At 40.0% G+C, this 25510-nt stretch carries 33 protein-coding genes and 1 pseudogene; 21 read left to right on the top strand and 13 right to left on the bottom strand.

Annotated elements, in window-relative coordinates:
• The first annotated feature begins 78 nt into the window (after nucleotides 1–78).
• From ACTNES_RS04740 to ACTNES_RS04770, 7 genes are all read left to right on the top strand, one after another.
• Nucleotides 79–405, top strand: a complete 327-nt coding sequence (locus ACTNES_RS04740; RefSeq protein ID WP_222891074.1) for a hypothetical protein — start codon at nucleotides 79–81, stop codon at nucleotides 403–405.
• Nucleotides 406–524: 119 nt separating this feature from the next.
• A complete protein-coding gene (locus ACTNES_RS04745) occupies nucleotides 525–725 on the top strand; it encodes a 4Fe-4S binding protein (RefSeq protein ID WP_222891075.1) in 201 nt (66 codons plus the stop codon).
• On the top strand, nucleotides 722–1306 hold the full coding sequence (locus ACTNES_RS04750) for a 4Fe-4S binding protein (RefSeq protein ID WP_055195153.1): 585 nt from the start codon (nucleotides 722–724) through the stop codon (nucleotides 1304–1306). The genes ACTNES_RS04745 and ACTNES_RS04750 overlap by 4 nt, the downstream gene beginning before the upstream one ends.
• 98 nt (nucleotides 1307–1404) lie before the next feature.
• Nucleotides 1405–2178: a NifB/NifX family molybdenum-iron cluster-binding protein gene (locus ACTNES_RS04755; RefSeq protein ID WP_073106964.1), complete on the top strand. Its 774-nt coding sequence runs from the start codon at nucleotides 1405–1407 to the stop codon at nucleotides 2176–2178.
• 189 nt (nucleotides 2179–2367) lie between these two features.
• Nucleotides 2368–2754 carry a helix-turn-helix domain-containing protein gene (locus ACTNES_RS04760; RefSeq protein WP_044924454.1) on the top strand — a complete coding sequence of 129 codons (387 nt, stop codon included), beginning with the start codon at nucleotides 2368–2370 and terminating at the stop codon, nucleotides 2752–2754.
• A 139-nt stretch (nucleotides 2755–2893) separates the two neighbouring features.
• On the top strand, nucleotides 2894–4330 hold the full coding sequence (locus tag ACTNES_RS04765) for an AlbA family DNA-binding domain-containing protein (protein ID WP_073106959.1): 1437 nt from the start codon (nucleotides 2894–2896) through the stop codon (nucleotides 4328–4330).
• A gap of 49 nt (nucleotides 4331–4379) precedes the next feature.
• On the top strand, nucleotides 4380–4559 hold the full coding sequence (locus ACTNES_RS04770; protein WP_117499425.1) for a hypothetical protein: 180 nt from the start codon (nucleotides 4380–4382) through the stop codon (nucleotides 4557–4559).
• A gap of 336 nt (nucleotides 4560–4895) precedes the next feature.
• Here the strand turns inward: ACTNES_RS04770 and ACTNES_RS04775 are convergent, their stop codons facing one another.
• Genes ACTNES_RS04775 through ACTNES_RS04785 form a run of 3 tightly spaced genes read right to left on the bottom strand, consistent with a single transcriptional unit; the run spans nucleotide 4896 to nucleotide 6523 of the window.
• Nucleotides 4896–5357 (bottom strand): hypothetical protein, encoded by a 462-nt coding sequence (locus ACTNES_RS04775; protein ID WP_441038646.1) that lies wholly within the window; start codon nucleotides 5355–5357, stop codon nucleotides 4896–4898.
• Nucleotides 5354–6013 carry a trypsin-like serine peptidase gene (locus ACTNES_RS04780; protein ID WP_441038648.1) on the bottom strand — a complete coding sequence of 220 codons (660 nt, stop codon included), beginning with the start codon at nucleotides 6011–6013 and terminating at the stop codon, nucleotides 5354–5356. The genes ACTNES_RS04775 and ACTNES_RS04780 overlap by 4 nt, the downstream gene beginning before the upstream one ends.
• 54 nt (nucleotides 6014–6067) lie before the next feature.
• Nucleotides 6068–6523 carry a helix-turn-helix domain-containing protein gene (locus ACTNES_RS04785; protein ID WP_441038650.1) on the bottom strand — a complete coding sequence of 152 codons (456 nt, stop codon included), beginning with the start codon at nucleotides 6521–6523 and terminating at the stop codon, nucleotides 6068–6070.
• A gap of 181 nt (nucleotides 6524–6704) precedes the next feature.
• Between ACTNES_RS04785 and ACTNES_RS04790 the strand changes: the two genes are divergently transcribed.
• Together ACTNES_RS04790 and ACTNES_RS04795 are read left to right on the top strand one after the other, a co-directional pair.
• Nucleotides 6705–6899 (top strand): hypothetical protein, encoded by a 195-nt coding sequence (locus tag ACTNES_RS04790; protein WP_005611072.1) that lies wholly within the window; start codon nucleotides 6705–6707, stop codon nucleotides 6897–6899.
• Between the two features lie 2 nt (nucleotides 6900–6901).
• Nucleotides 6902–7876, top strand: coding sequence for an Arm DNA-binding domain-containing protein (locus ACTNES_RS04795; RefSeq protein ID WP_441038652.1), 975 nt, complete (start codon nucleotides 6902–6904; stop codon nucleotides 7874–7876).
• Here the strand turns inward: ACTNES_RS04795 and ACTNES_RS04800 are convergent.
• The 4 genes from ACTNES_RS04800 to ACTNES_RS04815 form a co-directional block, all read right to left on the bottom strand.
• Complete coding sequence (locus ACTNES_RS04800; RefSeq protein ID WP_238297847.1) at nucleotides 7856–9679, bottom strand: recombinase family protein; 1824 nt, start codon at nucleotides 9677–9679, stop codon at nucleotides 7856–7858. The genes ACTNES_RS04795 and ACTNES_RS04800 overlap by 21 nt on opposite strands.
• A gap of 188 nt (nucleotides 9680–9867) precedes the next feature.
• Complete coding sequence (locus ACTNES_RS04805; protein WP_238297848.1) at nucleotides 9868–10668, bottom strand: KilA-N domain-containing protein; 801 nt, start codon at nucleotides 10666–10668, stop codon at nucleotides 9868–9870.
• 18 nt (nucleotides 10669–10686) lie between these two features.
• A complete protein-coding gene (locus tag ACTNES_RS04810) occupies nucleotides 10687–11586 on the bottom strand; it encodes a hypothetical protein (RefSeq protein WP_238297849.1) in 900 nt (299 codons plus the stop codon).
• An 84-nt stretch (nucleotides 11587–11670) separates the two neighbouring features.
• Entirely contained in the window at nucleotides 11671–12429 is a 759-nt protein-coding gene (locus tag ACTNES_RS04815; protein WP_346793721.1) for a hypothetical protein, read from the bottom strand.
• 241 nt (nucleotides 12430–12670) lie between these two features.
• On the opposite strand from ACTNES_RS04815, the gene ACTNES_RS04820 reads away from it, so the two are divergent.
• The 4 genes from ACTNES_RS04820 (at nucleotide 12671) to ACTNES_RS04835 (ending at nucleotide 15590) form a co-directional block, all read left to right on the top strand.
• Complete coding sequence (locus tag ACTNES_RS04820) at nucleotides 12671–12853, top strand: transposon-encoded TnpW family protein (protein WP_238297851.1); 183 nt, start codon at nucleotides 12671–12673, stop codon at nucleotides 12851–12853.
• Between the two features lie 58 nt (nucleotides 12854–12911).
• Nucleotides 12912–13250, top strand: a complete 339-nt coding sequence (locus ACTNES_RS04825) for a DUF3847 domain-containing protein (RefSeq protein WP_238297852.1) — start codon at nucleotides 12912–12914, stop codon at nucleotides 13248–13250.
• A gap of 197 nt (nucleotides 13251–13447) precedes the next feature.
• The gene (gene mobQ, locus ACTNES_RS04830) at nucleotides 13448–14950 is read left to right on the top strand and encodes a MobQ family relaxase (RefSeq protein ID WP_238297853.1); all 1503 of its coding nucleotides are present in this window, start codon (nucleotides 13448–13450) and stop codon (nucleotides 14948–14950) included.
• Nucleotides 14862–15590: a hypothetical protein gene (locus ACTNES_RS04835; RefSeq protein ID WP_238297854.1), complete on the top strand. Its 729-nt coding sequence runs from the start codon at nucleotides 14862–14864 to the stop codon at nucleotides 15588–15590. Before mobQ ends, ACTNES_RS04835 begins: the two co-directional genes overlap by 89 nt.
• A gap of 97 nt (nucleotides 15591–15687) precedes the next feature.
• On the opposite strand, the gene ACTNES_RS04840 is transcribed toward ACTNES_RS04835, so the two are convergent.
• The 6 genes from ACTNES_RS04840 to ACTNES_RS04865 form a co-directional block, all read right to left on the bottom strand.
• On the bottom strand, nucleotides 15688–17232 hold the full coding sequence (locus tag ACTNES_RS04840) for an ATP-binding cassette domain-containing protein (protein WP_346793722.1): 1545 nt from the start codon (nucleotides 17230–17232) through the stop codon (nucleotides 15688–15690).
• 380 nt (nucleotides 17233–17612) lie between these two features.
• Nucleotides 17613–18305 carry a hypothetical protein gene (locus ACTNES_RS04845; protein WP_118408998.1) on the bottom strand — a complete coding sequence of 231 codons (693 nt, stop codon included), beginning with the start codon at nucleotides 18303–18305 and terminating at the stop codon, nucleotides 17613–17615.
• A gap of 45 nt (nucleotides 18306–18350) precedes the next feature.
• Nucleotides 18351–18962, bottom strand: coding sequence for a hypothetical protein (locus ACTNES_RS04850; protein ID WP_235359923.1), 612 nt, complete (start codon nucleotides 18960–18962; stop codon nucleotides 18351–18353).
• Nucleotides 18963–19009: 47 nt separating this feature from the next.
• Nucleotides 19010–19468, bottom strand: a complete 459-nt coding sequence (locus ACTNES_RS04855) for a VOC family protein (RefSeq protein ID WP_118408994.1) — start codon at nucleotides 19466–19468, stop codon at nucleotides 19010–19012.
• 67 nt (nucleotides 19469–19535) lie between these two features.
• Nucleotides 19536–20048 carry a hypothetical protein gene (locus tag ACTNES_RS04860; protein WP_346793724.1) on the bottom strand — a complete coding sequence of 171 codons (513 nt, stop codon included), beginning with the start codon at nucleotides 20046–20048 and terminating at the stop codon, nucleotides 19536–19538.
• A 128-nt stretch (nucleotides 20049–20176) separates the two neighbouring features.
• Complete coding sequence (locus ACTNES_RS04865) at nucleotides 20177–20416, bottom strand: DUF6061 family protein (protein ID WP_119202560.1); 240 nt, start codon at nucleotides 20414–20416, stop codon at nucleotides 20177–20179.
• An 88-nt stretch (nucleotides 20417–20504) separates the two neighbouring features.
• Here ACTNES_RS04865 and ACTNES_RS04870 point away from each other — a divergent pair.
• The 8 genes and pseudogenes from ACTNES_RS04870 to ACTNES_RS04905 all read left to right on the top strand — a co-directional run.
• Nucleotides 20505–20705 (top strand): annotated as a pseudogene (locus tag ACTNES_RS04870) (site-specific integrase); the annotation flags it as partial.
• Nucleotides 20695–21015, top strand: a complete 321-nt coding sequence (locus tag ACTNES_RS04875; RefSeq protein ID WP_441038654.1) for a plasmid mobilization protein — start codon at nucleotides 20695–20697, stop codon at nucleotides 21013–21015. The pseudogene ACTNES_RS04870 and the gene ACTNES_RS04875, both read left to right, overlap by 11 nt.
• A gap of 125 nt (nucleotides 21016–21140) precedes the next feature.
• Nucleotides 21141–22208 (top strand): AAA family ATPase, encoded by a 1068-nt coding sequence (locus ACTNES_RS04880; protein WP_441038680.1) that lies wholly within the window; start codon nucleotides 21141–21143, stop codon nucleotides 22206–22208.
• Between the two features lie 66 nt (nucleotides 22209–22274).
• Complete coding sequence (locus ACTNES_RS04885) at nucleotides 22275–22508, top strand: complexin-2 (protein WP_441038656.1); 234 nt, start codon at nucleotides 22275–22277, stop codon at nucleotides 22506–22508.
• A gap of 162 nt (nucleotides 22509–22670) precedes the next feature.
• Nucleotides 22671–22898, top strand: coding sequence for a DUF5348 domain-containing protein (locus tag ACTNES_RS04890; RefSeq protein ID WP_441038658.1), 228 nt, complete (start codon nucleotides 22671–22673; stop codon nucleotides 22896–22898).
• 208 nt (nucleotides 22899–23106) lie between these two features.
• The gene (locus ACTNES_RS04895; RefSeq protein WP_441038682.1) at nucleotides 23107–24420 is read left to right on the top strand and encodes a plasmid recombination protein; all 1314 of its coding nucleotides are present in this window, start codon (nucleotides 23107–23109) and stop codon (nucleotides 24418–24420) included.
• 14 nt (nucleotides 24421–24434) lie between these two features.
• A complete protein-coding gene (locus tag ACTNES_RS04900; RefSeq protein ID WP_441038660.1) occupies nucleotides 24435–24812 on the top strand; it encodes a TnpV protein in 378 nt (125 codons plus the stop codon).
• A 153-nt stretch (nucleotides 24813–24965) separates the two neighbouring features.
• Nucleotides 24966–25454 (top strand): sigma-70 family RNA polymerase sigma factor, encoded by a 489-nt coding sequence (locus ACTNES_RS04905; protein ID WP_441038662.1) that lies wholly within the window; start codon nucleotides 24966–24968, stop codon nucleotides 25452–25454.
• The last annotated feature ends 56 nt before the right edge of the window (nucleotides 25455–25510 follow it).

The raw sequence follows: 25510 nt of genomic DNA on the forward strand, positions 1-25510 counted from the left end.
CTGTACATAATACTATTATTTGTATTTGTAGTTGTAGTTGTATATTTGATGATGCTTATGCGGAGACAGAAAGAAAAGATGAGCGAAATTAAAATACAAATAGATCAACTGCAAGCACAACATGATCGATTGCAGAAAGAAAGGGATCAGTTACAAGAACGGATGAATCATCTGGAAGAGCAACGAGAACACTTGCAAATGCAAACAGACCAGGCATTTCGGAGTGCTGATGAAATCGAGAAAATTTACGATGAGATATGGAATCATGCTAATACCATTCACCTTTACTCTTCGTTAGCTGAAGAAGAAAGCAAATCTATAACAATGAAAGAAAAACAAAAAGAAATTATTCGAACAACTGAGGAAATTCTAAACATCATATATAAATATAAAGGTAATGTATAATAAAAATATGTCATTGTAATGATTAGCGTTCAAGGTAAATTCTTATGTAATAATATCACAGAAGGATTTACCTTTTTCAGGTACAATAGAGATACAAAATTTGAAAGGGGAACAAAGCATTGGCAAAAAGAATGGCAAGTGTCGATAAAAAAAGATGTGTTGCCTGCGGAGTATGTGAAAATACTTGTCCGCTGGCAGCTGTCAAAGTTTACCATGGATGTTATGCTGTGGTAGAAGAAACAGTGTGTGTAGGATGTGGAAAATGTGCAAAGTCCTGTCCGGCAGGTTGTATTGAAATGAAAGAGAGGACAGCGATGTGAAGAAAAAGAAACATTGGTATGATTATTTATGGATATGGGCGATCCTTTATTTTGCTCTCGGTTTTTTTAATATTTTGTTTGCTTGGTTTGGGATGATTGATTTCCTGTTGCCGTTAGGAATAGCGATATTCGGTGAAAATAAATTTTTCTGTAATCATTTGTGTGGACGTGGCCAGCTTTTTAGTAAGCTCGGTGGGGATTTAAAATGCTCAAGAAATAAACCAACCCCGCGATGGATGAGTTCAAAATGGTTCCGATACGGCTTTTTGATATTTTTCCTTACAATGTTTGGGAATATGGTATTTCAGACATATTTAGTTGGTGCCGGATCATCATCCTTGCGTGAAGCCATCAAATTATTCTGGACCTTCCGTGTTCCGTGGGGATGGACATACACTGCCGGAACAGTAGCTGATTGGGTGGCACAGTTTAGTTTTGGATTTTATAGTTTGATGCTTACATCTTTGTTGTTAGGGTTGATCGTAATGGTGTTATATAAGCCACGAACCTGGTGTACATTTTGTCCAATGGGAACAATGACGCAGGGTATCTGTAAATTAAAAAATAATGAAAAGAAGTAATACTATAAGGTGATTCATAAAAGGCATATGTCAAAAACATTATTGACATATGCCTTTTATAGGGCTATTATATAAGAAAAGCGAGAAAGGAGCAGTTTATGCCGAGACCAGTAAAATGCAGAAAAGTCTGTCATTTCCCCAATGTTTTAGAATTTCTTCCGGCAGATGATACTGAGAAAAAAACACCCATTGTTCTAACGGTAGATGAGTACGAGACAATCCGTCTTTTGGACAAGAAAGGTTACAGTCAGGAGCAGTGTGCAGCATCTATGCAAGTCGCAAGAACAACGGTCCAGCGAATTTACGAGATCGCCAGGAAAAAGATCGCAGATGCACTTATCGACGGGCATCCACTCAAAATTGAGGGCGGAGATTTCAGAATCTGTGACGGTCAGAGCGGCAACTGCAGCTTTGGAGGATGTTACAAACAGGAAATTTACAAAAAATATGCAGCAGAAAAAGGAGAAGGTATCATGAGAATAGCAGTAACATATGAAAATGGACAGATTTTCCAGCACTTTGGACACACAGAGACATTTAAGATTTACGATGTAGAGGAAGGAAAAGTAGTACATTCAGAAGTAGTAGATACGAATGGAAGTGGACATGGCGCATTGGCAGGAGTTCTTAATGCATTGAATGCAGACGTTTTGATTTGTGGCGGAATTGGAGGCGGCGCACAGACAGCGTTAGCGGCAGCAGGCATCAAGCTTTTCGGAGGAGTTTCCGGAGATGCGGATGAAGCAGTAGAAGCTTTTATCAATGAAACACTTGAGTATAATCCGGATGTGAAATGTTCTCATCACGAGCACAACCACGGGGAAGGACATACATGTGGCGAGCATGGATGTGGAAGCCACAGTTGTCATTAAGAAGTGAGATTGCCATCGGATCATAAGATGAAAAAATAAAAGGTATTGATCTATAAAGAGGGAAGGGAACCCGCATCATCAAATTTGCTTGTGATGTCGGGTTCTCTTTTTATTTGCATAATGATATACTTTTATTGTGGTTAGAAAAATAAAGCATGTACAAAACTCATAGGAGAAAGATGTATACTTATGACAACATTTGGTGATAAAATTAGGAAGTTGCGAAAAGAGAAAAAAATGACTCAACAAAAGCTGGGTGATATGGTGGGCGTTTCTCATAGAACAATTCGATCTTGGGAAGTTGAAGGACGATATCCGAAGCAGAGTAGTTTATATCAAAAACTGGCAGATGCATTTCAGTGTCAGGTTTCTTATCTTATGAATGATAATGAAACCGTGTGCTTGGGTAATGATGAGCCAAGTGAATATGCTGGTGCTAAACAGGCAAGGCAGATTCTTGAACAGGTAGCTGCTTTATTTGCCAGTGGAACTATGACCAATGAGGACAAAACTATTTTCATGGATGAGATGACGAGACTTTATCTGGCATCAAAAAAGAACAGAAGAAAATGGTAAGAAGAAATGAACTGTTTTGTTTTCTTGCTTGATAGAAAAGAAGAATAGAACGTATAATAGTGTTAATGATCCAGAGAAGATTGCTCTGGAAATAGAATTATTCGTACCAGTGGTGCGAGTATAGAGTAGGAGTGAAAGAATGGTAGAAGATACTATGTTTTCCGGGGAATCGAAAAATATTGAGTACAAGGTATCCTTACCTGATAAAAGTGAAAAGTACATGAAGACAATCGTAGCTTTTGCCAATACACAAGGTGGCAAGCTGATTGTTGGAGTAGACGATAAAACACACCAGATTGTTGGTGTGGAAAATGATGTGTTGTTTCAGCTGATGGATGGAATTGCCAATGCAGTTTCTGATTCCTGTGTGCCACAGATCATTCCTGATATTGAGCCACAGACAGTAGACGGGAAAACGGTCATTGTTGTATCAGTAGAAGCTGGAAAGAACAGACCGTATTATCTAAAATCAAAGGGAAAAGATAATGGCACTTATATCCGTGTAGCAGGTACATCAAGACAGGCATTTCCGGAGAAGATAAAAGAACTGGAAATGGAAGGGGCCAGAATCTCATGGGATGAGCTTACTTGTGTGGGTTATCCTGTTTCAGAGGAAGCAACAGAGAAACTTTGTCAGGATATTGAAAAGTTCCGGAAGAAAGCAGGAATGTCAGAACATTCTGTAAAGAAAGAGCAGCTGATAAACTGGAAAATTTTGAAGCAGAGCGAGGGACAGCTTCTGGCAACGAATGCCTATGCGTTGCTGACATCAGATTATTTTTCATTCTCCAAAACACAATGTGCGGTATTCAAGGGAACAGATCGTGCAATGTTTCTGGATAAGAGAGAATTTACAGGACCAATCTATACACAAATCGAAGAAGCAGTAGATTTTGTATTGAGAAATATTCGGCTTGGAGCAACAATTGACGGATTGGTGCGAAAAGAGAAATATGAGTTACCACCGGAAGCAATCAGGGAAATGATTATTAATGCCCATTGTCACCGTAACCTATTAGATGAATCCTGTATTCAGGTCGCAGTTTATGATGACAGATTGGAGGTGACATCTCCGGGTGGATTATATAACGGATTAACTTATGAGGAAGTCATGAATGGTCATTCGAAGATCAGGAATAAAGGCATTGCCAATATATTCAGTCAGATGGGACTTGTAGAGGCATGGGGAAGCGGAATAAAAAGAATCCTTAATGCTGCAGAAGAGTATGGACTTCCAAAGCCGAGATTTCAGGAATTTGATAATATGTTTCGGGTAGAGTTGTTCCGAGTCAATCCAATAACTGACCAAGCTAACCAAGCTACTAACCAAGCTAACCAAGATTTAGAGAGATTAGACCAAGTGGAAGATGAAAATGTACTGAGTGAGAAAGAAATAGAAATTCTGAATCTTGTACGTATGCAACCTTCAATCACGCAGAAAGAAATGGCTAATGCGTTAGATTGGAATCTTGCTAGTGTGAAGTATTATATAACCAAATTGAAGGAAAAGAATTATCTGAAGAGGCAGGGAAGTAGCCAAAAAGGGAAATGGGTGATATTAACAAAACGAGATTGACACTTGTATCAATTCGTGTTAAACTATGAAATGTAAGGAGGAGAGAAAGATGCCTAGAAAACCATCATTAGACGGCAAAGATTCTAGTCTGAGAATTAGGATGTCACCAGAGCAAAAAGAAAAGCTAGTATCTTATGCAGAGAGACATTATCAGACTATGAGTAATGTAATATTCCAGGCGTTGGACATTCTTTACGCAAGAGAAGTACAACAAAATAATAAAGAGTAAAATGGAGTTATTTTGGAGTTTATTTCTTCATAAGCGGTGCGAAAAACACAAAAACAGAACGCACGTTCGAAATATAAACCTCTAATAACAGCCTTTGCGTGTCATGAAACGCAGTCCGCAAAGGAGTTTGAATAATGAAAAAAATCTGAGAACCTGCATAAACAGGGCGTTTGAGGGGCATCAAGGTTCTATTTGATAACAAAATGATAACACTGGATATTTTGGTATTATTTATCAGGTATCCTGTGGTTATCAGGTAATATGTGTGAAACCAGCAAAAAAGGTCTTACTGAATTGAGTGAAATCAATTTGGTAAGGCCTTTTTGCATTGCAAAATTATGAATTAGAGGAATCAGAATTGTGCTTCTCTTTACGAGCAGCGAGCCAAGCATTAATTCCAATTTTTGCTATTGTTACTAAAATAATAGCGATTACGGGTGCTAAAAATGCTGAAGAGGTTCTAAGTATTGGAGCTAGGGCAACGGATATAGAACCGACGATAAAGTTTTGTGCAGCACCAGATTCTTTTAGAATAGCTAGACGATTTTCTTTATATCGTTCATCGCCAGAAAAGAAGGCTTCGATTTCATCTAATACTTTTTCATAAAAAATGGAATGCCCTTTTTCAGTACCAAACGGAACATTCATTGGCATTGAAGCATTAAGCCACGAAGTTGCTACTTGATTATAGTCACCTAGCTGGGAATACAATTCATTGATTACATTTTGCTGATATTTAGGAAGACACTGTATCCATGAATTGGGATATTCAGTAAAGATATCTTTTATGGTATTCATTCAGTCATCTCCTTTATGTATGCAGCCGAAATAGCATGAGTAGTTTGATGAAGAGTTTGTGGATCAATACCGCCGATACTTATTCCACCATTTGTTACTTGTGGCGCATATGAGCCTATAAGCATAGCTGATATAGATGAACTACCAGGAACTATTATGGGGCTACCAGATTGTCCAGGGCGTGATTGTATATTTAGGACAATATTCTTAGCCTTTATCCCAGAGGAATTGATAAGAATTTTTGCTCCAACAGAAGTATTTTGCTGTGTTAAAACCATTCGGCCGTGATCACAATGCGGGTAACCAAAGATAGAAATATTTTCTCCAACATGCACTGAGTCGGTTGAAGTTAAATCTAAAGTGGATTGAATGGTTTGAGGAACTTCTAATAGGCATACGTCATAAATAGGATTGATTTCTTTGATTTTGGCTGGGACATAAGACACTTGCATATTTGAAGTATCTTGATAGTCCTGTATAGAGTTAACTCTGTTCATGATTATAACAAGGCCATTGTCGTTATTTCCAACAACGTGTGAGGCAGTTGCAAGGATTCCGGGCTTATTAATAAAAAAAGCGGTACCAAGTAAAGAAATTCCGGTTGGTGTGATTCTTCCTACAGGATGAACTACATAACTGATATCGGTAAAAAACATTTCAATACCTCCTTATGAATATTTTTCTATTTGTATTATAGCAGAATTGTTTAGTTAGCTTTTATGAACTATTGAAGGGTAATTATATCTCCACTGGTCATATTCTTCCTTGGTGATCTCCCCAGATTTTAGTTTTTCTGACTGTTCCTGCCATGCATGGAACATATCAAACATAGAAAGGTAGGTGGTTCCCTTGGATTTATCTAACCGGAGGCAGAGTTCTCCGTCAATCTCCCCGATATGAAGTCCGTAAAGATCTTCTAATGTAAATAAGGTGTGCATCAGTCCTACATAACTGTCAATGTCCGGGACTGCCAGTGCATGGGGAGATACATCGAAAATGTCAGCCAGTGCATTCAGATAGTTTTCCTTTGGGCTGCGTGCGCCTTTTTCGTACTGTGCAATACGGACATCAGCCTGCGATTCGCTGAATCCTAACTGTTGACCTAAATATTTCTGCGTGAATCCACGCAGAAGTCGGAAATGATGAATTCTTTCTCCTATTGCCATATTCATTCTCCTGTCTGTCTATTGATAAATTGAGTATAGCATATATGTATAGTACAGACAAGAAGAAACCATACAAAAAAGTATAGAATTTTTGTTTCAAAACACTTGACCAATACAAAAAAGTATAGTATCATGCAAACTATACAGAAATGTATAGTGTAAACAAAGGAGGGATTTTACAATGAGTAAAATGTTTATGAATGTAAAAGAGGTCATGGAAGTTCTGGAGGTATCGGAATCCTACGCTTATAAGCTGATGAAGAGACTGAACAGGGAATTACAGGCGATGGGATGTCAGACAATCGCAGGAAAAGTTGACCGGAAGTATTTTTACGAGCAGTTTTATGGAACAAGATCGAACGATGGGAGGAATTAGGAATGGCAATTTACAAGAATGAAAGCAATAACACATGGTACGTCATGGCAAGGTATCAGGACTGGACCGGAGAACGTAAGCAGAAATGCAAAAGAGGATTTGCAACAAAAAGGGAAGCTGCACAGTGGGAGCAGCAGTTCATCCTACAGAAGAAAGCCAGTATGGATATGGAACTGGAGAGCTTCTGCAAATTATATGAGGAAGATGTGAGACCAAGGCTGAAAAAGAGTACCTGGCTCACAAAGGAAAATATTATCAAGTCCAAGATTTTACCGTATCTGGGAAAAAGAAAGGTGTCAGAAATCACCGCAAAGGATGTTCTGGACTGGCATAATGAGCTTCGCAAATTGACAAGCCGGAGAGGAAAACCATTATCTCCTACTTATCTGAAAACGATTCATGGACAGTTGAGTACAATTTTCAATCATGCAATCAAATTTTATGATCTGAGTACGAATCCGGCAAGGAAAGCGGGTACAATTGGTTCGGAGGAAAGTAAGGAAATGCTCTTCTGGACAAAGGCAGAGTATAAGCAATTCTCGGAAGAAATGATGGATAAACCTCTTTCCTATTATGCGTTCCAGTTACTTTACTGGTGCGGAATCCGATCCGGGGAGCTTTTGGCATTAACTCCTGCGGACTTTAATTTCCAGAAGAGAACGCTGCGGATTAACAAATCTTATCAGCGTTTAAAAGGAGAAGATGTGATCAGCACACCAAAGACAAAGAACAGTATCCGTACTGTGACGATGCCGAAGTTTCTATGTGACGAAATGCAGGATTGTCTGAAGTTATATTACAGCCTGCAGCCGGATGACCGTATTTTCCCGGTAACAAAGTATTATCTGAATCATGAAATGGAAAGAGGATGCAAAGCAAGCGGTGTGAAAAAAATTCGTGTGCATGATCTTCGGCACAGCCATGTTTCACTTTCACAGGGTTATTTCTGGGACAGTCTATCTGACTGCCTCAGATAACCCTTTTTCTTTTGCCTCACGTTCCGCCTTTTCACGCTCATATTTGCGACGCATATAAGTACGGTTCCATGCACGCTTACGGCGTTTGCGGTCTTCTTCTTTTATCTGTTCAGGTGTAAGCTCCGGCATCGGAACATCCAGCTTACCCACATACTTGAGATAAATATCAATCTGCTGAATTCTGTCACCGGTTGATTTGTCTGCTTCGTGTACCACGATTTTATCAACAAACTCATGAATCATAGGAGTAGTAAGTTCTGTGAAATCTGTGTATCGGTGTACAAGTTCAATAAACTTATCTACATTATCAGCATTCTCCTGATAGTCATTAAAAGTCTTTTCTAAAGCATCTACTGATAATTCCAATTCATTTTGTTCCGTTTCGTAGTCAGCCAAAAGCATTTCAAACCGCTTGTCACTTAGCTTCCCATTTACATTGTCCTCATAGATTTTCTTAATGAGGGTATTTAATTCTTTGATACGTTTCTGCTCTCTGGAAAGACGTTTTTTCAGTGCTTTGGCTTCGCTTTCCTGTTGAAGCTCCGTAGCACTGCGAACCTTTTCGATAAACTCGGATTCATGCTCCATCACATAAGTGCTGGTAGCTTTAATAACTTCCAAAAGCAAATCCCTGATAACATCCGTGCGGACATGATGCTGTGTGCATCTGTTTTCAAACTTGCTCTTTGCCTTACTGTAGGTGGAGCAGGTGTAATTGTCCTGTGCATTGGTGTACTTTCCGGTAGGATTACCATCCTTATCCCTCTTTTCATAACCGCCGGTGCGGTGGTTGAACATCTTAGCACCGCAGTCAGCACAATATACCAGTCCGGTCAGAGGATTGATGTCACCTTTCTTGGTGGGACGGTGCTTGGTTTCACGGATTTTCTGAACAGTAAGCCATGTTTCTTCGTCCACAATCGCTTCCTGAGTATTCTCAAAGATAACCCAGTCCTCCGGTGAATTATGCACAGAATGTTTATCCTTGTAGGATTCCTTTTTGGTACGGAAATTTACTGTATGCCCCATATATTCAGGTTTTCTTACAAGGTCTGAAATCGTAGAAGCAGTCCAAGTGAATGGTCTGTTCATGTCACAGCTTCCCCGACAGGTTCCAAGTCCCTGCTTTGCAAGATAATAGGAAGGTCTTTCAACCTTTTCATCCTTCAGAATCCTTGCCACCTGCATCGGTCCGTTTCCCTCAATGATAAGCTGATAAATACGTCTTACCACTGTGGCAGCCTCTTCATCAATAATCCAATGGTCTGGGTCATCAGGGTCTTTCTTGTACCCGTAAATTGCGTTGCTTGTCAGATGTTTTCCATCCATTCCCTTATTATGAAGTACGGATTTGATTTTCCGGCTGGTATCACGTACATACCACTCATTCATAATGTTAAGAAATGGGGCAAATTCGTTACTGCCATCGTTTAGAGCACTGTCCACATTGTTGGAAATGGCAATAAATCGCACATTTTTCTTTCGAAACAGCACTTCCGTATAAAAGCCTACTTCAAGGTAATTACGTCCGATACGGCTCATATCCTTTACGATAACGCATCCTACAGTGCCATCTTCAATATCCGCAAGCATACGCTTCCAGTCAGGTCTGTCAAAATTGGTTCCCGACCAGCCATCATCCGTATAGTGACGTAGGTTGACAAATCCCTGCTCGGTTGCAAATTTCTCCAACATTTTCTTCTGATTTATAATACTGTTGCTGTCACCACTCAGTTCATCATCACGGGATAATCTCTCGTAGAGTGCAGTGATTTTGTTAAGTTCCGGTTGTTTTGTTTTCATAAGATTCTCCTTTCAAAACAAACAACCAGCTTATCTGTGGTTTTATTCTACCACGAATAAGCTGGTTTGTGTAAAAATAATTATTGTCTCACTAATAGGAGAAATCCGAAAGAAAATCGGAACTGTTTTGTAAAACTTATAAATTTTAATTCCCCCGAATTCGGGGGAATTAGAAAAATGCAATTGAATTACTTCAATACCTTTGGATTTTGTTCTTCCAAAATGGACATTTGATGTATGGCAATCTTATTTAATTTTATCAGACGTTCTTTCTGACTTAATCCGTCTTCAATCAAAACTGCATTGATATTTTCCATGTTGGAAAGACAAATCAATTCATTAATGCTAGCATAATCTCTGATATTCCCCTTTTTGTCAGGATGTTCTTCACGCCACTGCTTGGCAGTCATACCAAACAATGCCATATTTAATACATCTGCTTCGGATGCATAGATTACAGAGGTCTGCTGTGGTGTAAGCTCAGCTGGAATCAGATTTGTTTTTATGGCATCTGTATGTATTCGGTAATTGATTTTTGCCAGCTCTCTTTTCGCACTCCAGCCAAGTAAAGCTTGTTCTTTCTTTTTTAACCGTTCAAATTCCTTAATCAGATACAGCTTAAACTGAGGAGATACCCAACTTGCAAACTCAAATGCAATATCCTTGTATGCGTATGTTCCACCATATCGTCCAGCTTTAGCTATGATACCTTTTGAATTGGTTCTGGTTACCCATTGCTTAACCGACATAATGAAACGATTCAGACCAGCTTCCTGCATAATTTCTTCATATGCATGGATATCAAAATCTTCGTTATACATTTCTTCCCATATACCAAGAAATTCTATTGTATTTTTATTACGAAGCCACTTCTCAATCAATGCCGGTCCGTTATCAATTTTTCGCACCATATCTGTTAAAGAAATATAATCATCTTCTTCAATCTGTAATACCTGTATTTCAGTACCATCGACATTGAGTTTTTCCATAAATCAGCCGTCCTTTCTTTATTCTTTATCCTTCGCCCGGCTCTTATACACATTATACTGGTTCTTGCATTTGCCGCTGCAGAATACGCTGTTTGGTCTGTTGGCAATAAAAGCATTGCCACAATGCTTACATACCCGGAGTGTGGATTTTTCATCGGTAAGCATAAAGGAAAACATCATCTGCACACCAAGTAAGAGGGAGTGGAAATCCCAGACAATGGTAGGTCGGTCAAGCAGCTCTATGTGATAGGTTGGTGCAATACCGCCAAATGCCGCCATGCCCTGACGGTAAAGCTGTTTTTGCATATCATCCAGCATGTCAAAGTCCTGATAGTAGAGAAAGCTTGACATAAAGGTAAATGCCCAGTCTTTAAATAAAGTCACAAGCCAGTCATACCGTTCTGCATATTCTTTCTGGAAACTCATCATTACTGCCTGCGATTTGTTTTTCATGGTCATAATCAGTGCCATCATCTGCACATCGTCCGTACTCCATGAAGATTCCATCCCTTTTTTTACAAAATCAATCTTATCAAAGGGAAAGAAGTAAGAAAGATATTTTTCCGTAGTCATGCTTTCCTCTTTGATGAAATGGTTCTTCGGCAAATATACCGCATGGTAGGTAATAAAGTCCGGTGTGGTAGGAAGTGCTGTCATAAATCCAAGCAGTCCGTAACAGGTAACAAAATCCATAATGGCACTCTGCAAACGTTCCTGTGTATTATTTTTGTCCATGCACATCAATCCAAGGTTTACCGCCTTTAATACAATCTGCTCCGAATCCTTTAGCGGATTATAAAGAGACACTTTCGCATCCGGTGAAGGTGTGATGTACAACGTACCTTCTTTATCTTCCTTCCATTCATATTTGTCATAACGTGCCCAGTTGGAGCTGGTTCTCTTAAATAGGTTACTCATAAAAGCCTCCAATCTGTCTGCTCTAAAATGTAATCTGTATCATTGGAAAATATATTACTATCATACCAAGCATGTCCTACAAGGTCAAATGGTATTTGTGATTTCTTTCGTTTTCTTATTCTTTTTATCCGTAATCAGTGACCGATAGGTATCATAAAAAATCTGCTCCGTCTTCGTAAGGGAAATGTGATTATCCACTCTGTTTTGTAGTGCCTGCATAAAGGATTTACGAAGCTTTTTTAACATGGTGTCACGGATTTTTCGGATATTTCTGTCGGTCTGCTCTCTACATGCTGCAATTAACTGGCAGGAGTATCCCTTAATGGCAAGCTGATATAAAAGCTCCTTCTGTACATCTTTTAACGCAAAGATTGCTTTAGAAATATCCTCGTCTGTTACCAGCTCATGTATTTCAAAGGGGCAGTCATAAATGGCATCAAGGAAATCCCCTTTCAGTATCTGCTTCCAGAAAACATGCCGGATGGGAGCAGGAATTACAATCTCATCCGGTGACATTCCCCATTCAAGGGGAACATCCGATCTTCCTATTTCATGGTAGCGTTCCTTACGTTCCCGGTTGGCATCAAACCTGTTCCACCATGTAACCACATTTGCAAATTCCTCCTCGGTTCTGGCAGAATCCTCAAGACGTGTCAGTGCTTCCTGTTCCAGTTCACGTTTCAGCTTGTTTCTTGTTGATGCTTCCGGTATCCCTGATACTTTCGGCTCATTTTCCATCTCAAGTTCTATTTCAAGAATAGCGGCATTCTCCCGTTCAAGGGCATCCGTCAGGTCATCTTCCGGCATGTCTTCTTCAAAATAATCATTTGTACATTCCTTCAACAGGGATTCACCACCTTTCAAAAAATATTTTCAAAACTTTTATAAAAAACAGTTCCGTTTTGGGACTGCATTTCTCCTATAGGTGAGGAAGTAATCTTATTTATCGAAAAAAGATTACTTAATACCATAAGAAAGGAGCCGGATTTTATGAAGATTTGTCTTATCCGTTGTCGCAGTCCGTCAAAGATACTTTGATTATAGCAAACATATGTTCACATTTCAAGGAGGAGGTGAAATAATTATGGAGCAGACAGCAAGTAAAGAGCAGGCGATGTCCTCTTTTACCAAAAGAAAAGGACAGACCACCTATAAGGTAAATGTGTTTTTCGCAGAGAATACTACAGCTACCTTTGAGGATAAGCTTTTGCATCTGATGGCAAATGATATTGCCAACCGGAAGCAGGGTATACCGGATGCAGAGTAATTGTTGCACAAATCAATTGTTTTTAAGCTGATATTTCATCAGCAGGAAGGAGTTTTGTATGGGTAAATCAACCAAAACCTATGAAGAAAGAATCCAGGAGAAGGATTTAAGGATCGAGAAGCTGGCACAGGAACTGAAGCGTTATGAGGCACAAAAGAAGCAGCTGGAGAAACGAAAGAAGGAGGAAGAACGGAAAATCCGTACCCACCGTCTGATTGAAATTGGTGCGGCGGTGGAGTCAGTTCTTGGAAGATGTATTGAGCTGGAAGAAATCCCTAAGCTGATTGCATTTCTAAATAAGCAGGAAGCCAACGGGAAATTTTTCTCCAAAGCAATGCAAAAAGGTCCGGATACAGATATGAAAAAAGAGGAAGTTGGGGAGTCAGGAGTTTCCTGATTCCCTTCTCTTTTTAGGGAGAAGGGCGCACTTATAGACAGGCAGAGGCTGTCTATTGCGCGCGCTCTGCGAGGCTTATGGGAAGCATCTGGGTTTTAAAAGATAAACTTTCGGAACGGTCTGCTTCCCATAGGAAGAACCCCTCCGGCGTTCTTCCACATAAGAATATGCACTTTTAACGAAGGAGGATATGCACTATGTCAATTTATCATTGCAGTATCAAAATCATTAGCAGGAGTGATGGAAAATCGGCAGTTGCTTCTTCTGCCTACCGCTCCGGCGAAAAGCTCATGGATGACCGCACAGGTCTTGTTCATGACTTTACGAAAAAGCGTGGAGTTGTATTTACAGAAGTTGCACTTCCGGCACATGCTCCGCCGGAATATGCTGACCGGAATGTATTATGGAATGCGGTGGAAAAGGCAGAAAAGAAATCCAACGCACAGCTTGCGAGAGAGATAGAAGTGGCACTTCCAAAGGAGCTTTCAAGGGAATGTCAGATTGAAATTGTAAGAAGGTATGTGCAGGATAATTTTGTTTCCGTTGGCATGTGTGCCGACTGGGCATTGCATGATAAGGGTGATGGCAACCCCCATGCTCACATTATGCTGACCATGCGTGGCATCAAACCCGATGGCACATGGGCACAGAAGGAAAAGAAGATTTATGCCCTTGATGAAGACGGAAACCGCATTCCACTCATTGACCCTGCTACCGGAGAGCAGAAGCTTGGTAAACGGAATGAAAAGCTTTGGAAACGCATTACTGTAGAACCAAATGACTGGAACGAACACAGTAAAGCAGAAATCTGGAGAAAATCATGGGCAGATATCTGTAACGAATATCTGTCTTTGGAACAGCAGATTGACCACAGAAGTTACAAACGGCAGGAGCTGGATTTAGAGCCTACCATCCACGAAGGGTATCGTGCCCGCAAGATGGAGAAGGCAGGCTTTGTTTCTAATCGGTGCGAATACAACCGGATTGTAAAAGCTATCAATTCACTTAAGACAAAATGGTTACAGACAGTCCGTGAATTACAACAGACCATTATAGAGAAAGGACGTTTTTTATATGAACGAATTGCAGGATACCTTGGAGGAAATCATGAAGATTTTTTCCTCACAGGAAGAGATGCTGGACATCATGGAGGAACAGCAGAAGGAGTTGGATTTTCTTCGGAATACGATTCAGAAGCAGGACGAATTGCTGAAGAAATTGAACGAAGAGAATGCCAAGCTGTCGGCAGAGAATCAGGAATTAGCCGGACAGAATCTGCGATTGCAAACACAGAATCAGCAATTGCAGAAATTATGCAAAGAGTAAAAGAGAAAGCGAGGGAACGAGATGAACGAATCAGAAAACTTAAAGAACGAAGACGACTTGTTGAGTCTGTCGGAGACACTTATGGAGGAGAACGAAACTTACCGTCATCGGATAAATCAGTTGGAGAATCAGATACAGACGCATTTATCCGACAGGCAAAAGCTGAAATCGCAGATACAATCCATGCAATCAACTCTGGACGCAATAGCGCAAGAGAATCAGAACTTGAACGCTCATATCGCCAGATTAGCAGAGAGCGATTTGGTACTGGTGGAGAACGAGAAGTTGAAAAAGGAAAATCAGCAGGTGCTGGCAGAGAAAGAGAAGGCTCAGAGAATCTTCGCAGAAGCCGAGAAAAAGGCAGAGAACGCTAATGTTGTCTTAATGAAAGCGAAGGCATTGGAAGCTGATTTTAACAATCATATTTCCGTTGAAGCTAAGCATATCCGCAAGCAAGTAAAAGCAGATATGCAAATACAGTTACAGGAAAAGTTGCGAACGCAAACCGCTACACTTGGCGTATGGACATGGGTAATTGCTTTTATCAGCATTGTTCAAACTGGTTATATCTTTTTTGTCAACAAAGATGTAGTTGCCACCATACCTGATTGGTTTCTGAATCGTGGCAGGAATGTGATGAACATTTCAAATTTGCTTTGTAGGGTGTATCAGTGGTGCTATGAATATCTGGCTCAGTATGTCCATTCCTATGTGGCAGTTGGTATTATTGCTTTAGTGTCTGTTGGGATTGCGGCAGGTGTATTTGTACTTGCGAAAATAGCATTTGACAGGATTACAGAAAAGTGTGATGACCGATGGCAATATTACAAAAACACTGGTGTTGCAGAACTTAGAAAGGCTGTGTCCGTAGCACTTTGTGTTATCAGTGTTACATTGTCAATGTTATCTGTTTCACTGATTCCGGTAGATATTAATGTGCTAAGCTGGTGGCTTATTCTTTCGGCAGGTCTGAATTTTTTGTATCATGGCAGTTGTAAGGGCAGTTACCATTAATGCATAAAAGTACTCCCATGGGCAGATGAAATCTGCTCACGGGAGAGTAATACAAAGGCGGTTCAAACTGGAAGTTGTCAGTCTTTCATCTTTTTTATCACTCACTAATTAACTGTAATCCATTAGGATTTAGCTGATATATTTTATCACACACCTCTTCAATGTACTTTCTATCGTGAGAAATGCTAATGACAGCCCCTGGAAATTCTCGGAGCATTTTTCTTATTACCGGGCCGGATAATGGTGAAAAATTTCTTGTAGGCTCATCCAGAATAAGAACATTCGCACCACTTAAACTCATCCTCAAAAGAAGCACTTTCGCCTTTTGTCCACCAGACAACTCCCGAATAGGATGCTCCATTTCATCTGGCGTGTATTTAAGTGAACCTAGGTATGTTCTAATTCTTGTACGCTCTTCTTTATCTCCTGTTTTATCAAGGTAATCAACCGGTGTAACAGATAGCTCCAACAAATCTTCATAATTTTGGGGCATATATTCTGCTTTAATATCATTCCGATTCATAAGTTCTTCCGCTATCTTTTTTAGAAGAGTCGTTTTTCCTGCCCCGTTGGCTCCTATAATACAGATTTTCTCTGATCCTTTTATTTTCAAATAAATTCCTTCTGCCAAAATTCTTTCGCCTTCTGGAGTCATTAGCTTTGAAAGTTCATATTCTATGACCGTTTTCCCTGTTGGAATGTATGCGTTTTTATCTCCTAATTTAAAAAAGATTGCTTCTTCCTGCTCCGGCATTTGCGTCATATTTTCGTCTTCTCTTTCAAATCTTCGCCCCATAGCCTTAACTGTGTGCATTTTGTCCTTCAAATTCTTTGCCACCGACGGCGCTTGTCTGGAACAATTTGCTAATGCGCTTTGCACACTCTGAGACACTCTTTGATATTTCTCATCTCGAATCTTTTTTTCCCTACGGTCACATAGTGCCCTCTGTTCTTGAAGTTCAAATTTATGAAGCCGTTCCTCCACATAGTTTCTATAGGGAAGCTTGGCCACGGTATATCTCGCTTCTGTTTTTCGCTTAATCTGCTCGATATGTATTACCATGTTGGCGGTACGCTCTATCAATGTTTCATCGTGTGAAATAAAAAGCACAATATGTTTCCATTCATTTATGGTTTTTTCCAGTAATGTAAGCGTCGCAATGTCAATATCATTTGAAGGTTCGTCTAACAATAGCACAGAAACATCGCGAATAAAAAGCCGCATGAGTTGTACCTTGACTTTTTCTCCTCCTGAAAGGCTCCCCATCATCTGACTACTGTAGAAAAAATCATTTTTTATTCCAAATTTTCCTGCAGTAACAGACAGTTCTTTTGGCGTTTTCTCCCAGAATATTTCTTCCTCAGAAAAATACTCGTATACGGTTTTTTTCTTATCTTCATCGGGCATCTCTTGCGGAAGGTAACCAAAACGTTCGTTTCCCATTACTCTTTCCCCATCCGCTTCTATATAGTTTTCTATAAGCGATGGATCATATATCCACTTCATTAATGTTGATTTTCCGTTCCCTTCTTCTCCAATGATAACTGCTTTATCTCCATCATTTAGCACAAGGTTGAAATCATCAAGAATTACTCTCAGGTCTTTTTTATGTGTTAAATTTAATTTCTTTATCTGTAACATAAAGTTCCTCCTTTTCGAAACACGAGTCAATTATTTTTGTACACACAAAAACGAGCCTTTTTTGCATACGCAAAAATAGACTCGCCAAATAGACCTTTATTCCTTTCCCTAAGGAAAAGCAAAGGAAATGCCTCTTGCGATAATCCAACTTAAGCGTACACAAAAATAAACCTATTTTCTACAGGCTCAATAACTATATGTGTCTTACTTAAATTAAATTATCTATTAATCATTTCCTCACCTTACACGAAATGTGCCATCCTTTTTTCTAATGATAATACTATCATACTGTATTTATTGTGTCAACACATTCCACCTTATAGAAGCGCAAATTCAAAGTTTCCATTGCCTCATTTACATAGTCAGGCTTTTCAAAATTCTTACTTTTTGTAAATTTCAAATTTTCGTTTCCCAATGTTTTGCTTTTCTAGCCTTTCCCATTTCTCACAATTGATTTTCTGCTTTTTATCCATGCATACAGCTAAAATTGTATTTTCATGCGAAATTCTCCATAACTGTTCCAACATAGCATCCATGGAATTCTTACCTTGTTCCCATTCCACCAAATTTCCGTATGGAACATCCGTAATAATTATATCAGGCAATATTTCCGGCAAAGGCATCGTACAATCCGCTTGGAAAATCTCTGTCGATATATCATTCCCCAGCATAATGCTTAATTTATCGCAACTATCTAATGCCTCCTTATGAGATTCCTTACCATAAGAATTGTAAAGTTCCTCTATCTCTGCTTTTCTCTTTTTCAAAGCAACATCAGTAAGTAAGGATATATTTTTCTTTGCATGAGCTACCATATCTTCATCAATATCACTACCATATATTTTTCTGATATACTTATTTTGAAAATATCCAAGAATTGTAAGGGAATAGCCTCCCCCACAACAAGGGTCATATATGACTAAATCCTCTTTTTTATTCGAACGCTCCAGTGCCCGACCGTAAATTTCAAGCAACAATCGAATCGGGAAATTCGGTATTCCTTTTCCTCCATAAAGAACCCGACCACTTGCAAAATCCTGAAAATTATCATCTTTACAATATAAATATTCCATTATCTGCTTAACCTATCGCTTTCGTCCAAACTCTTGATTTCGTTTTTACACAAAAACCTTTCCATGCACCCAATTTATCACATCATCAGCCACTTCTTTGGGCGATTTCATTGATATATCCAGCAACTCGTACTTGGTATCCCCCACCTGAGTATGTTCCATAAAATAACGATTATAATCGCATGAACTATTAATCCAGTTCTCGTCCGTTATTCCTCTGCCCTCTTGCATACGTTGTCTCAAAGAATCTTCATCCGTAACTAACGCCAAACAAATAATCTCACTAAAATACCGACTGTTGTATACTTTCGGAAAACGGTCAAGGCATCCCGCCATCGTCCACAAAACCAGTGTCCCTGACTGTATAATATCCTTTGAAATATTAGCAATAATTTCAACCCATTTATTACAGGATTCCTCATCATCCCAGTTTATAAAGCCTGTGAAAATATCAGCATCCAATACTACAAAATCAACTTTTCTCCTCATAATCTCAATCGCCGTAGTAGTTTTGCCTACTCCGCTGCACCCTGTCAGAATAAGTAACGGCAAGGATTTAAACTCCCATTCCGCACCGCATTTCGGGCAACGAAGTTTATTTTCAATTATTTCTTTGTCCCATTCGTAATTCCCACAATTTGAACATATCTCAATCATCCTTACACATCTCCAACTTCAAAGTTACTTTTCCTATAAATTGAACTTTAGCGTATACAAGCATTTACGAATTTCATTGGTACATCCATTCTTTCTGCCACTTGCTCTGGTGTCATGCCACTATCCAAGAAACGTTTACAAACTACTTTTATGTTCTCGCCAACCTCAATAATATGTTTATCAGGGTCATAAATTCTAACCACTCGCTGTCCCCATGAATGTTCCTTGATAGGATGGACGTATTCCACATCATACTTTTTCAGTCTATCAGCAAATTTGTCAAAGTTATCCTCTTCAAAATATACTTCAGAACTATTACTACCGAATGAAACGTTGTCTGTACCAATAAATTCATTCCAAGTTTCAAGTGTTTGCAGTGCCAAACCACCTGTCAAAGTCTTATTTGCACCAAAATCCATAATTACATGAAGCCCCAAAACTTTTATATAAAATTCCAATGACTTATTAATATCCGTTACTACCAACATAGGGTTTTTTATTTTCATCTACTATACCTCCGTCAAATTCAAATCTTCTGTTACTTTCAATCTCTCCACAAGACTGCAAGTTAATTTACAGTTCCGTATGAGCAATTTCCGTTCCTTTCTTAAATCGATTCTTCAAGGGCAGATAGTATATCAACATCATGAAAAGCGGTTGCTGCCACGACAAGCCTATGACACACCCAATCAGTTTTATGTTCGCAGACAAAATGCCGACTATAAAGGCAAGAACAGAAGAAACAATAATTAACCATTTGGTAAATATTATCTCAGATTCCGTAACTATGTCTTGCTTTCTGATTGTTGTTACCCTAAGCAATATTGCGAAAATCAGAATAAATATCGTCGCAAACAATACAGCTGAGCCTATCACAAGAAAAATCGTCAATCCGTTTACTCCCGCAACTGTAAGGTTAGCTAATGGTGTAAAATCAGAACCGTCAATATTTATGTTGTCCACATATTTGATTAAATTTTTGCCCAACATTACATTATATATTTCTCTTATATATCCTATTGAAAATATCCAATTAAGTATTGATGCTGCAACCAGCAGAACTCGTCTGACTAAACCTCTGCCCATTGTAATTCCCCCACTAACTTCAAATTTCACTTCCTATTGTACCACGCACATCTCTTACATTCCACTTATATTTTTGTAAAGATTTTGAAAAAGGCGGACTGCTAATCTATAGCAATCCGCCCGAAAAATTACCACACTTCTAAACTATCTTCTGCATCAATCCAAGCTTGCATTTCTCCATCCAACACTAAGCGTGCATACTCCATAGGTTCATCAATCGCAAGAGCATTTAATGCGCACTGTGAATTTGGTGTGATCTTCAATCCTTCCTCCGCCTTACTACAATCTATGCGAAGAAGCATATTATCAAAAGTGGTTATATCTATACTATTGCAGTACTGGTTATATGTAGCATATATAAGTTTCATAGCTTTTCGTCCTTTCGTTTTTATTACAGATAAGCCGGTTGTATTGGTAAATTGTTGTGTGTCCTAGAATTATCCTTTAGAACATGATACACATGTCTCTTTGCTGATTAACATGGGTTACACTGCACTGGCAATCGGGAAAAGGGTTGGTCATTCAGCGGAAAAAATTACTTACCGGTATGCACATTTGTTTCCGTCTGTACAGCAGGATATGGCAGATCAGTTGGATGCAGAAAATATGAATGAAGAATCAAATGATAGGGAAGGAGGACTTGCGTATGTCAACTAAATGTCTGGATAAACAGGGGCGGTGGAGAAATAAAACGGTAGCGTTTCGGGTATCACCGGAGGAGGATGAACTTCTGGAAACAGCAGTCAGATTGTCCGGTCTGACCAAACAGGATTATATTATCCGAAGATTGCAGGAAAAAGAGGTTGTAGTGACAGGAAATCCGAGAGTGTATAAAGCGTTGAAGAATGAGCTTACAAAGGTTCTGAATGAGCTGAAACGTTTGAAAAAGGGTGATAATGTGCCGGAGGATTTACTGGAAGTGATCCGGCTGATCACAATCACGATGGATGGCATGAAGGAGGAATAGAAAAAGCCTTTAAGTGTCGGCAAACACCTAAAGGCAGGGATTTGGTAGAATATTCATCCAAAATCTTTCTATGGGTATTCTATCAAAATCCCCGCTTCCTTTCAACGGGAAAATAAGGAGGAATGATGGAAACGAACAAAGTAGAGACAAAGAAAACAGAAACAAAAAGGATGGAGCCAGATCTGAAGCTGATCAATATGGAAACGGTGGAGGTAGAGCTGATTAAATGGCTGTTTTACCCGTTTATCCCTTTTGGGAAGGTAACGATTATTCAGGGAGATCCCGGTGAAGGCAAGACTACGATGGTGCTTCAGGTCATTGCAAAGCTGACAAAGGGTGAGGAGATTCTTCCGAGGAAGGAAAATACAGCAGAAGTAAAGGACAGAGCAGAAACGGCTGCTGATTCTGATGTGAAATTATCGGAAAGTCCAATAGAGCCTGTGAATGTTATTTACCAGACTGCAGAGGATGGACTGGGCGATACGATTAAGCCGAGACTTCTGGCAGCTGGTGCAGACTGTTCCAGAGTACTGGTCATTGATGACCGGGAACAGCCACTTACTATGCTGGATATTCGGTTGGAGGAAGCTATTGTCCAGACAAAAGCCCGTCTGGTGGTATTAGACCCGATACAAGGCTTTCTTGGTGCAGAGGTGGATATGCACCGGGCAAATGAGATCCGCCCACTGATGAAACGCGTGGCAGTGCTTGCAGAGAAATATCACTGTGCAATCATTCTGATCGGGCATATGAACAAAAACAGTAATGGCAAGTCTTCTTACCGTGGATTGGGTTCGATTGATTTTCAGGCGGCAGCCAGAAGCGTGCTAATCGTGGGGCGAATTAAGGATGAACCGGAAATCCGTGTGGTATGCCATGTGAAAAGTTCCCTTGCACCGGAAGGAAAATCCATAGCATTCCGTCTGGATAAGGAGACGGGTTTTGAATGGATAGGGGAATATGACATCAGCGCAGATGACCTGCTCAGTGCTGACAGCAGAGGGCAAAAAAGTCGGAAAGCGAAAGAGTTCTTGCTGGAGATACTGGCTAACGGTGGTATGGCTCAGAAAAAGATTGAAGAAGAAGCTGAAAAGCGTGGGATTAAGAAGAAAACACTGCGAAATGCAAAACTGGAACTGGAGATCGATTCTGTAAAACGTGGAAATCAATGGTTCTGGATGCTGTCAGAATAAAAAGAAGATGGCAAGATGACCATTTCTTAAGAACAGGGCATCTTGCCACCTTGAAAGGAGCAAGAAATGAAGAATGTACAGATTCCACAGGAATTATTTATGAAACTGCTTCGGTATCATCTGCTTGACGATGATAGCTGCACGGAAGAAGTGAAAAACGGATTGGAGCAGAAAATGAATGTTATGGTGGAACGGGAATTATATACGAGATCCAAAACTGCCCCGACGGAGGAGGAACGGGAAAAAGCCCGGCAGGAATATCTGGAAAGGCATGGAATACCGGAAGAATTCCGTTGGTAGTTCTTTCCTGACTGCGATAGGACAGGGGCGTGGCACGCTCCTGTATCGTTGGCAGACAAGGAAAAGCAGCAGATGTGAGGACGTAAGTTTTTGGCATTGCGGAAAGGGAGCCCCGTTTCAGGGCATCCTTGCGATAAAGATGAATGAAGGGAGAACGTGAAAATGAGAGAAGGAAGATTAGGTTATAACAGCAGTAATGGCAGATATGGTTTATTAGCATTAGATTTGTGGATTGATACTGGATTTCACTGCGGAGAATGCATGGAAGTGCTGGTAGATGATAAGTGGGTGCCGACCAGAATAGAAATGAATCCAGCAAGGGAATGGTACCTGGTAGGGACACCATACTGCAGAGATCTGGAATATGTACGGGCGAGAATACCAGAATAAATTAGGCAGATTCGTAACGTAGAAGCAAACCGACCAACGGGAGGTATAGCCCCCGGCAGGGCGCAAGGGTACTTTTGATGGACGGTACGGCTGTCGAAAGTGCTTTTGCGTTACTTTTGACAAAAGTAACAAAACCGCCGTATCCGGCGCAGATTTCTTTTTGCCGTATCCGGCATTTTTATAAGCGAGGGAGGTGAGAATAGTGGAAATGAAAAGGACGATCAGCGGTATGATTGGAAAAGGTTCTATCGCCCACAATGAGAGAAAATTTATTGCAGAAAACGTAGATGCTGCCCGGACAATCCGAAACGTGGTATTGCAGTCAGAGAATGTGAAGGACGTTTACCACGAATTGTTTGATAAGGCAATTGAACGGTACAACGCAAAACAGAAAAGGAAAGACCGGAAAATTGAAGATTATTATGAGCACATCCGAACTGGGAAGCAGGAAAAAGTTTTCCACGAAGCAATCTTCCAGATTGGAAATAAAGATGATACCGGATGTTTAAGTCGGGAAGGGCAGATTGCCAGACTGGCATTGCTTGATTTTGCAAAAGACTTTCAAAAGAGAAACCCACAGTTCCGGGTATTCGGTATATATCTGCATATGGATGAGGCGACACCACATCTTCATATTGATTTTGTGCCGTATGTAACTGGAAGTAAACGTGGGCCGGATACTAGGGTATCCATGAAACAGGCACTGGCATCCAGAGACTTTGTCGGAAAGGGTAGGGAAAATACAGAATATAATCAGTGGATGGAATCGGAGAAGCAAGAGCTGGCGAAGATCGCAGAAAGATATGGGATGATCTGGGAGCAAAAAGGTACACACCGGGAGCATCTGGATGTCTTAAACTTCAAAAAGGAACAGCGTGAGCAGGAAGTGGCGGCTCTGGAAGAGCAGAAAGCACAGCTGCAGAAGGAAACGGCTGCTTGCCATGAACTGGCAGATCATCTCCATGAGGAATTGAAGCAGACTGGGGATGAGCTGCAGAAAAAGAAAGCAGAGCGTGCCCAGGCAGAAAAGGAAGCAGAACAGGCAAAAGCAGCTGCCGATAAATATGAGAAAAGTCTGAACAAAGCAAAAACTATTGCAAAAGAGCTCCAGAAATATGCCGGTGAATTCTCGAAACCGGTTGATGAGGTACTTCCAGAAGCTGGGATGCTGGAAAGTGCTAAGAGTTACCGGGATAAAAAAGCATATCCGGTAATCAGTGATCTGAAAGAGCTGTTATATGGTTTATACCTGAAATATATTCAAGTAAAAGAGCAGTTAGATCAGGTCATTTATAAGTATGACAGGTTGAAAAATTCCAATCATACATTAGCGGAGCAGAAACAGGAATTGTTGAATGAAAATTCCGTTCTGTGGGAAGAAAATAAGGATTATCGACGATTAAAACGTGCAGTTGGAGAAGAACGTTCCAAATATCTCATTCAAAACGAAAAAAGCAGAGAGATGGCTGAGAAAAACAGAAGAAAAGAAAATAAGCGGTCGCATGACCGAGACGCAAGATAAGGAGGATTGACGCTATGGATAAGCATATTTACGATGAAAAGAATGGTCTGGGTTACACGTTGTATGGGGATTATTATCTGCCGGATCTGGAATTGCCTGAGGACGAAGAAGCACATTACGGGAAGTATGGAATACTCCGGAAAACATATCTCAAGGAGCATGGAAAACCGTACTATCAGATGTTGATGTTGGAAGGGAAGCTTAATAAACATCTGAACAGGGTAGATCGGGAAGCGCATGAGCGGATGGATATTCTGGTGGCACAGATGGCAGAAAAACAGGGAGTTACAGAACTGTTTAAAGCAGAACAGCCGATGCTGTGGGTAAGAAAGATGAATGGAATAAGGACTGCAGCAGAGGAAATGGTGCTTACAGAGATTGTATATGGGTAAGAAGTAAGACAGGTGTATAATATTACCAGAGGGGAAAGATTTATTTCCTCTATTATTAAAAAAAATAAAGTTTATTTGGGGATATTTTGAAAAACTGTACGTCTAATCTATGTAAATGAAAATTGCCGGCCGGCTAAAGAAGGTGGTGTTAAAATGACCAAAGAGGAATTAGGAACGTTGATTCTCAATTCAGAGAGACAATTGTATTCTACTGCCAAAACAATTTTAATTAACGATCAAGATTGTGCGGATGCTATTCAGGAAACGATTGTTAAGGCATTTTCAAAGATTGGAACTTTGAGAAATGACAAATATGCCAAGACATGGTTGATTCGTATATTGATCAATGAGTGTTATACTCTTTTGAGAAAGTCGAGTAAACTTGTTTCTTTGGAAGGGATGAGTGAAATGACAGAAATTGAGGCAGATCAGAAAACTGACTACAGCGACTTGTACAGAGCCGTAAATTCTTTGAAAGAAGAATTACGAATGCCAGTTATTCTGTACTATATTGAGGATTTCAACATGAAAGAGATTGCGCAGATTCTTGAGATAACCGAGGGAGCAGTTCAAAAAAGGCTTGCCAGAGCACGGGGAAAACTTAAGCGTAATTTACAGGAAAGTGAGGCGTTGACAGTATGAGGTTAGAAGATATGAAAAAAGATATTCCTGAAACTCCGGAGTTCATCCACACGATG

The organism is Blautia sp. HCP3S3_D9 (assembly GCF_052063845.1).
Taxonomy (GTDB): Bacteria; Bacillota; Clostridia; order Lachnospirales; family Lachnospiraceae; genus Blautia_A.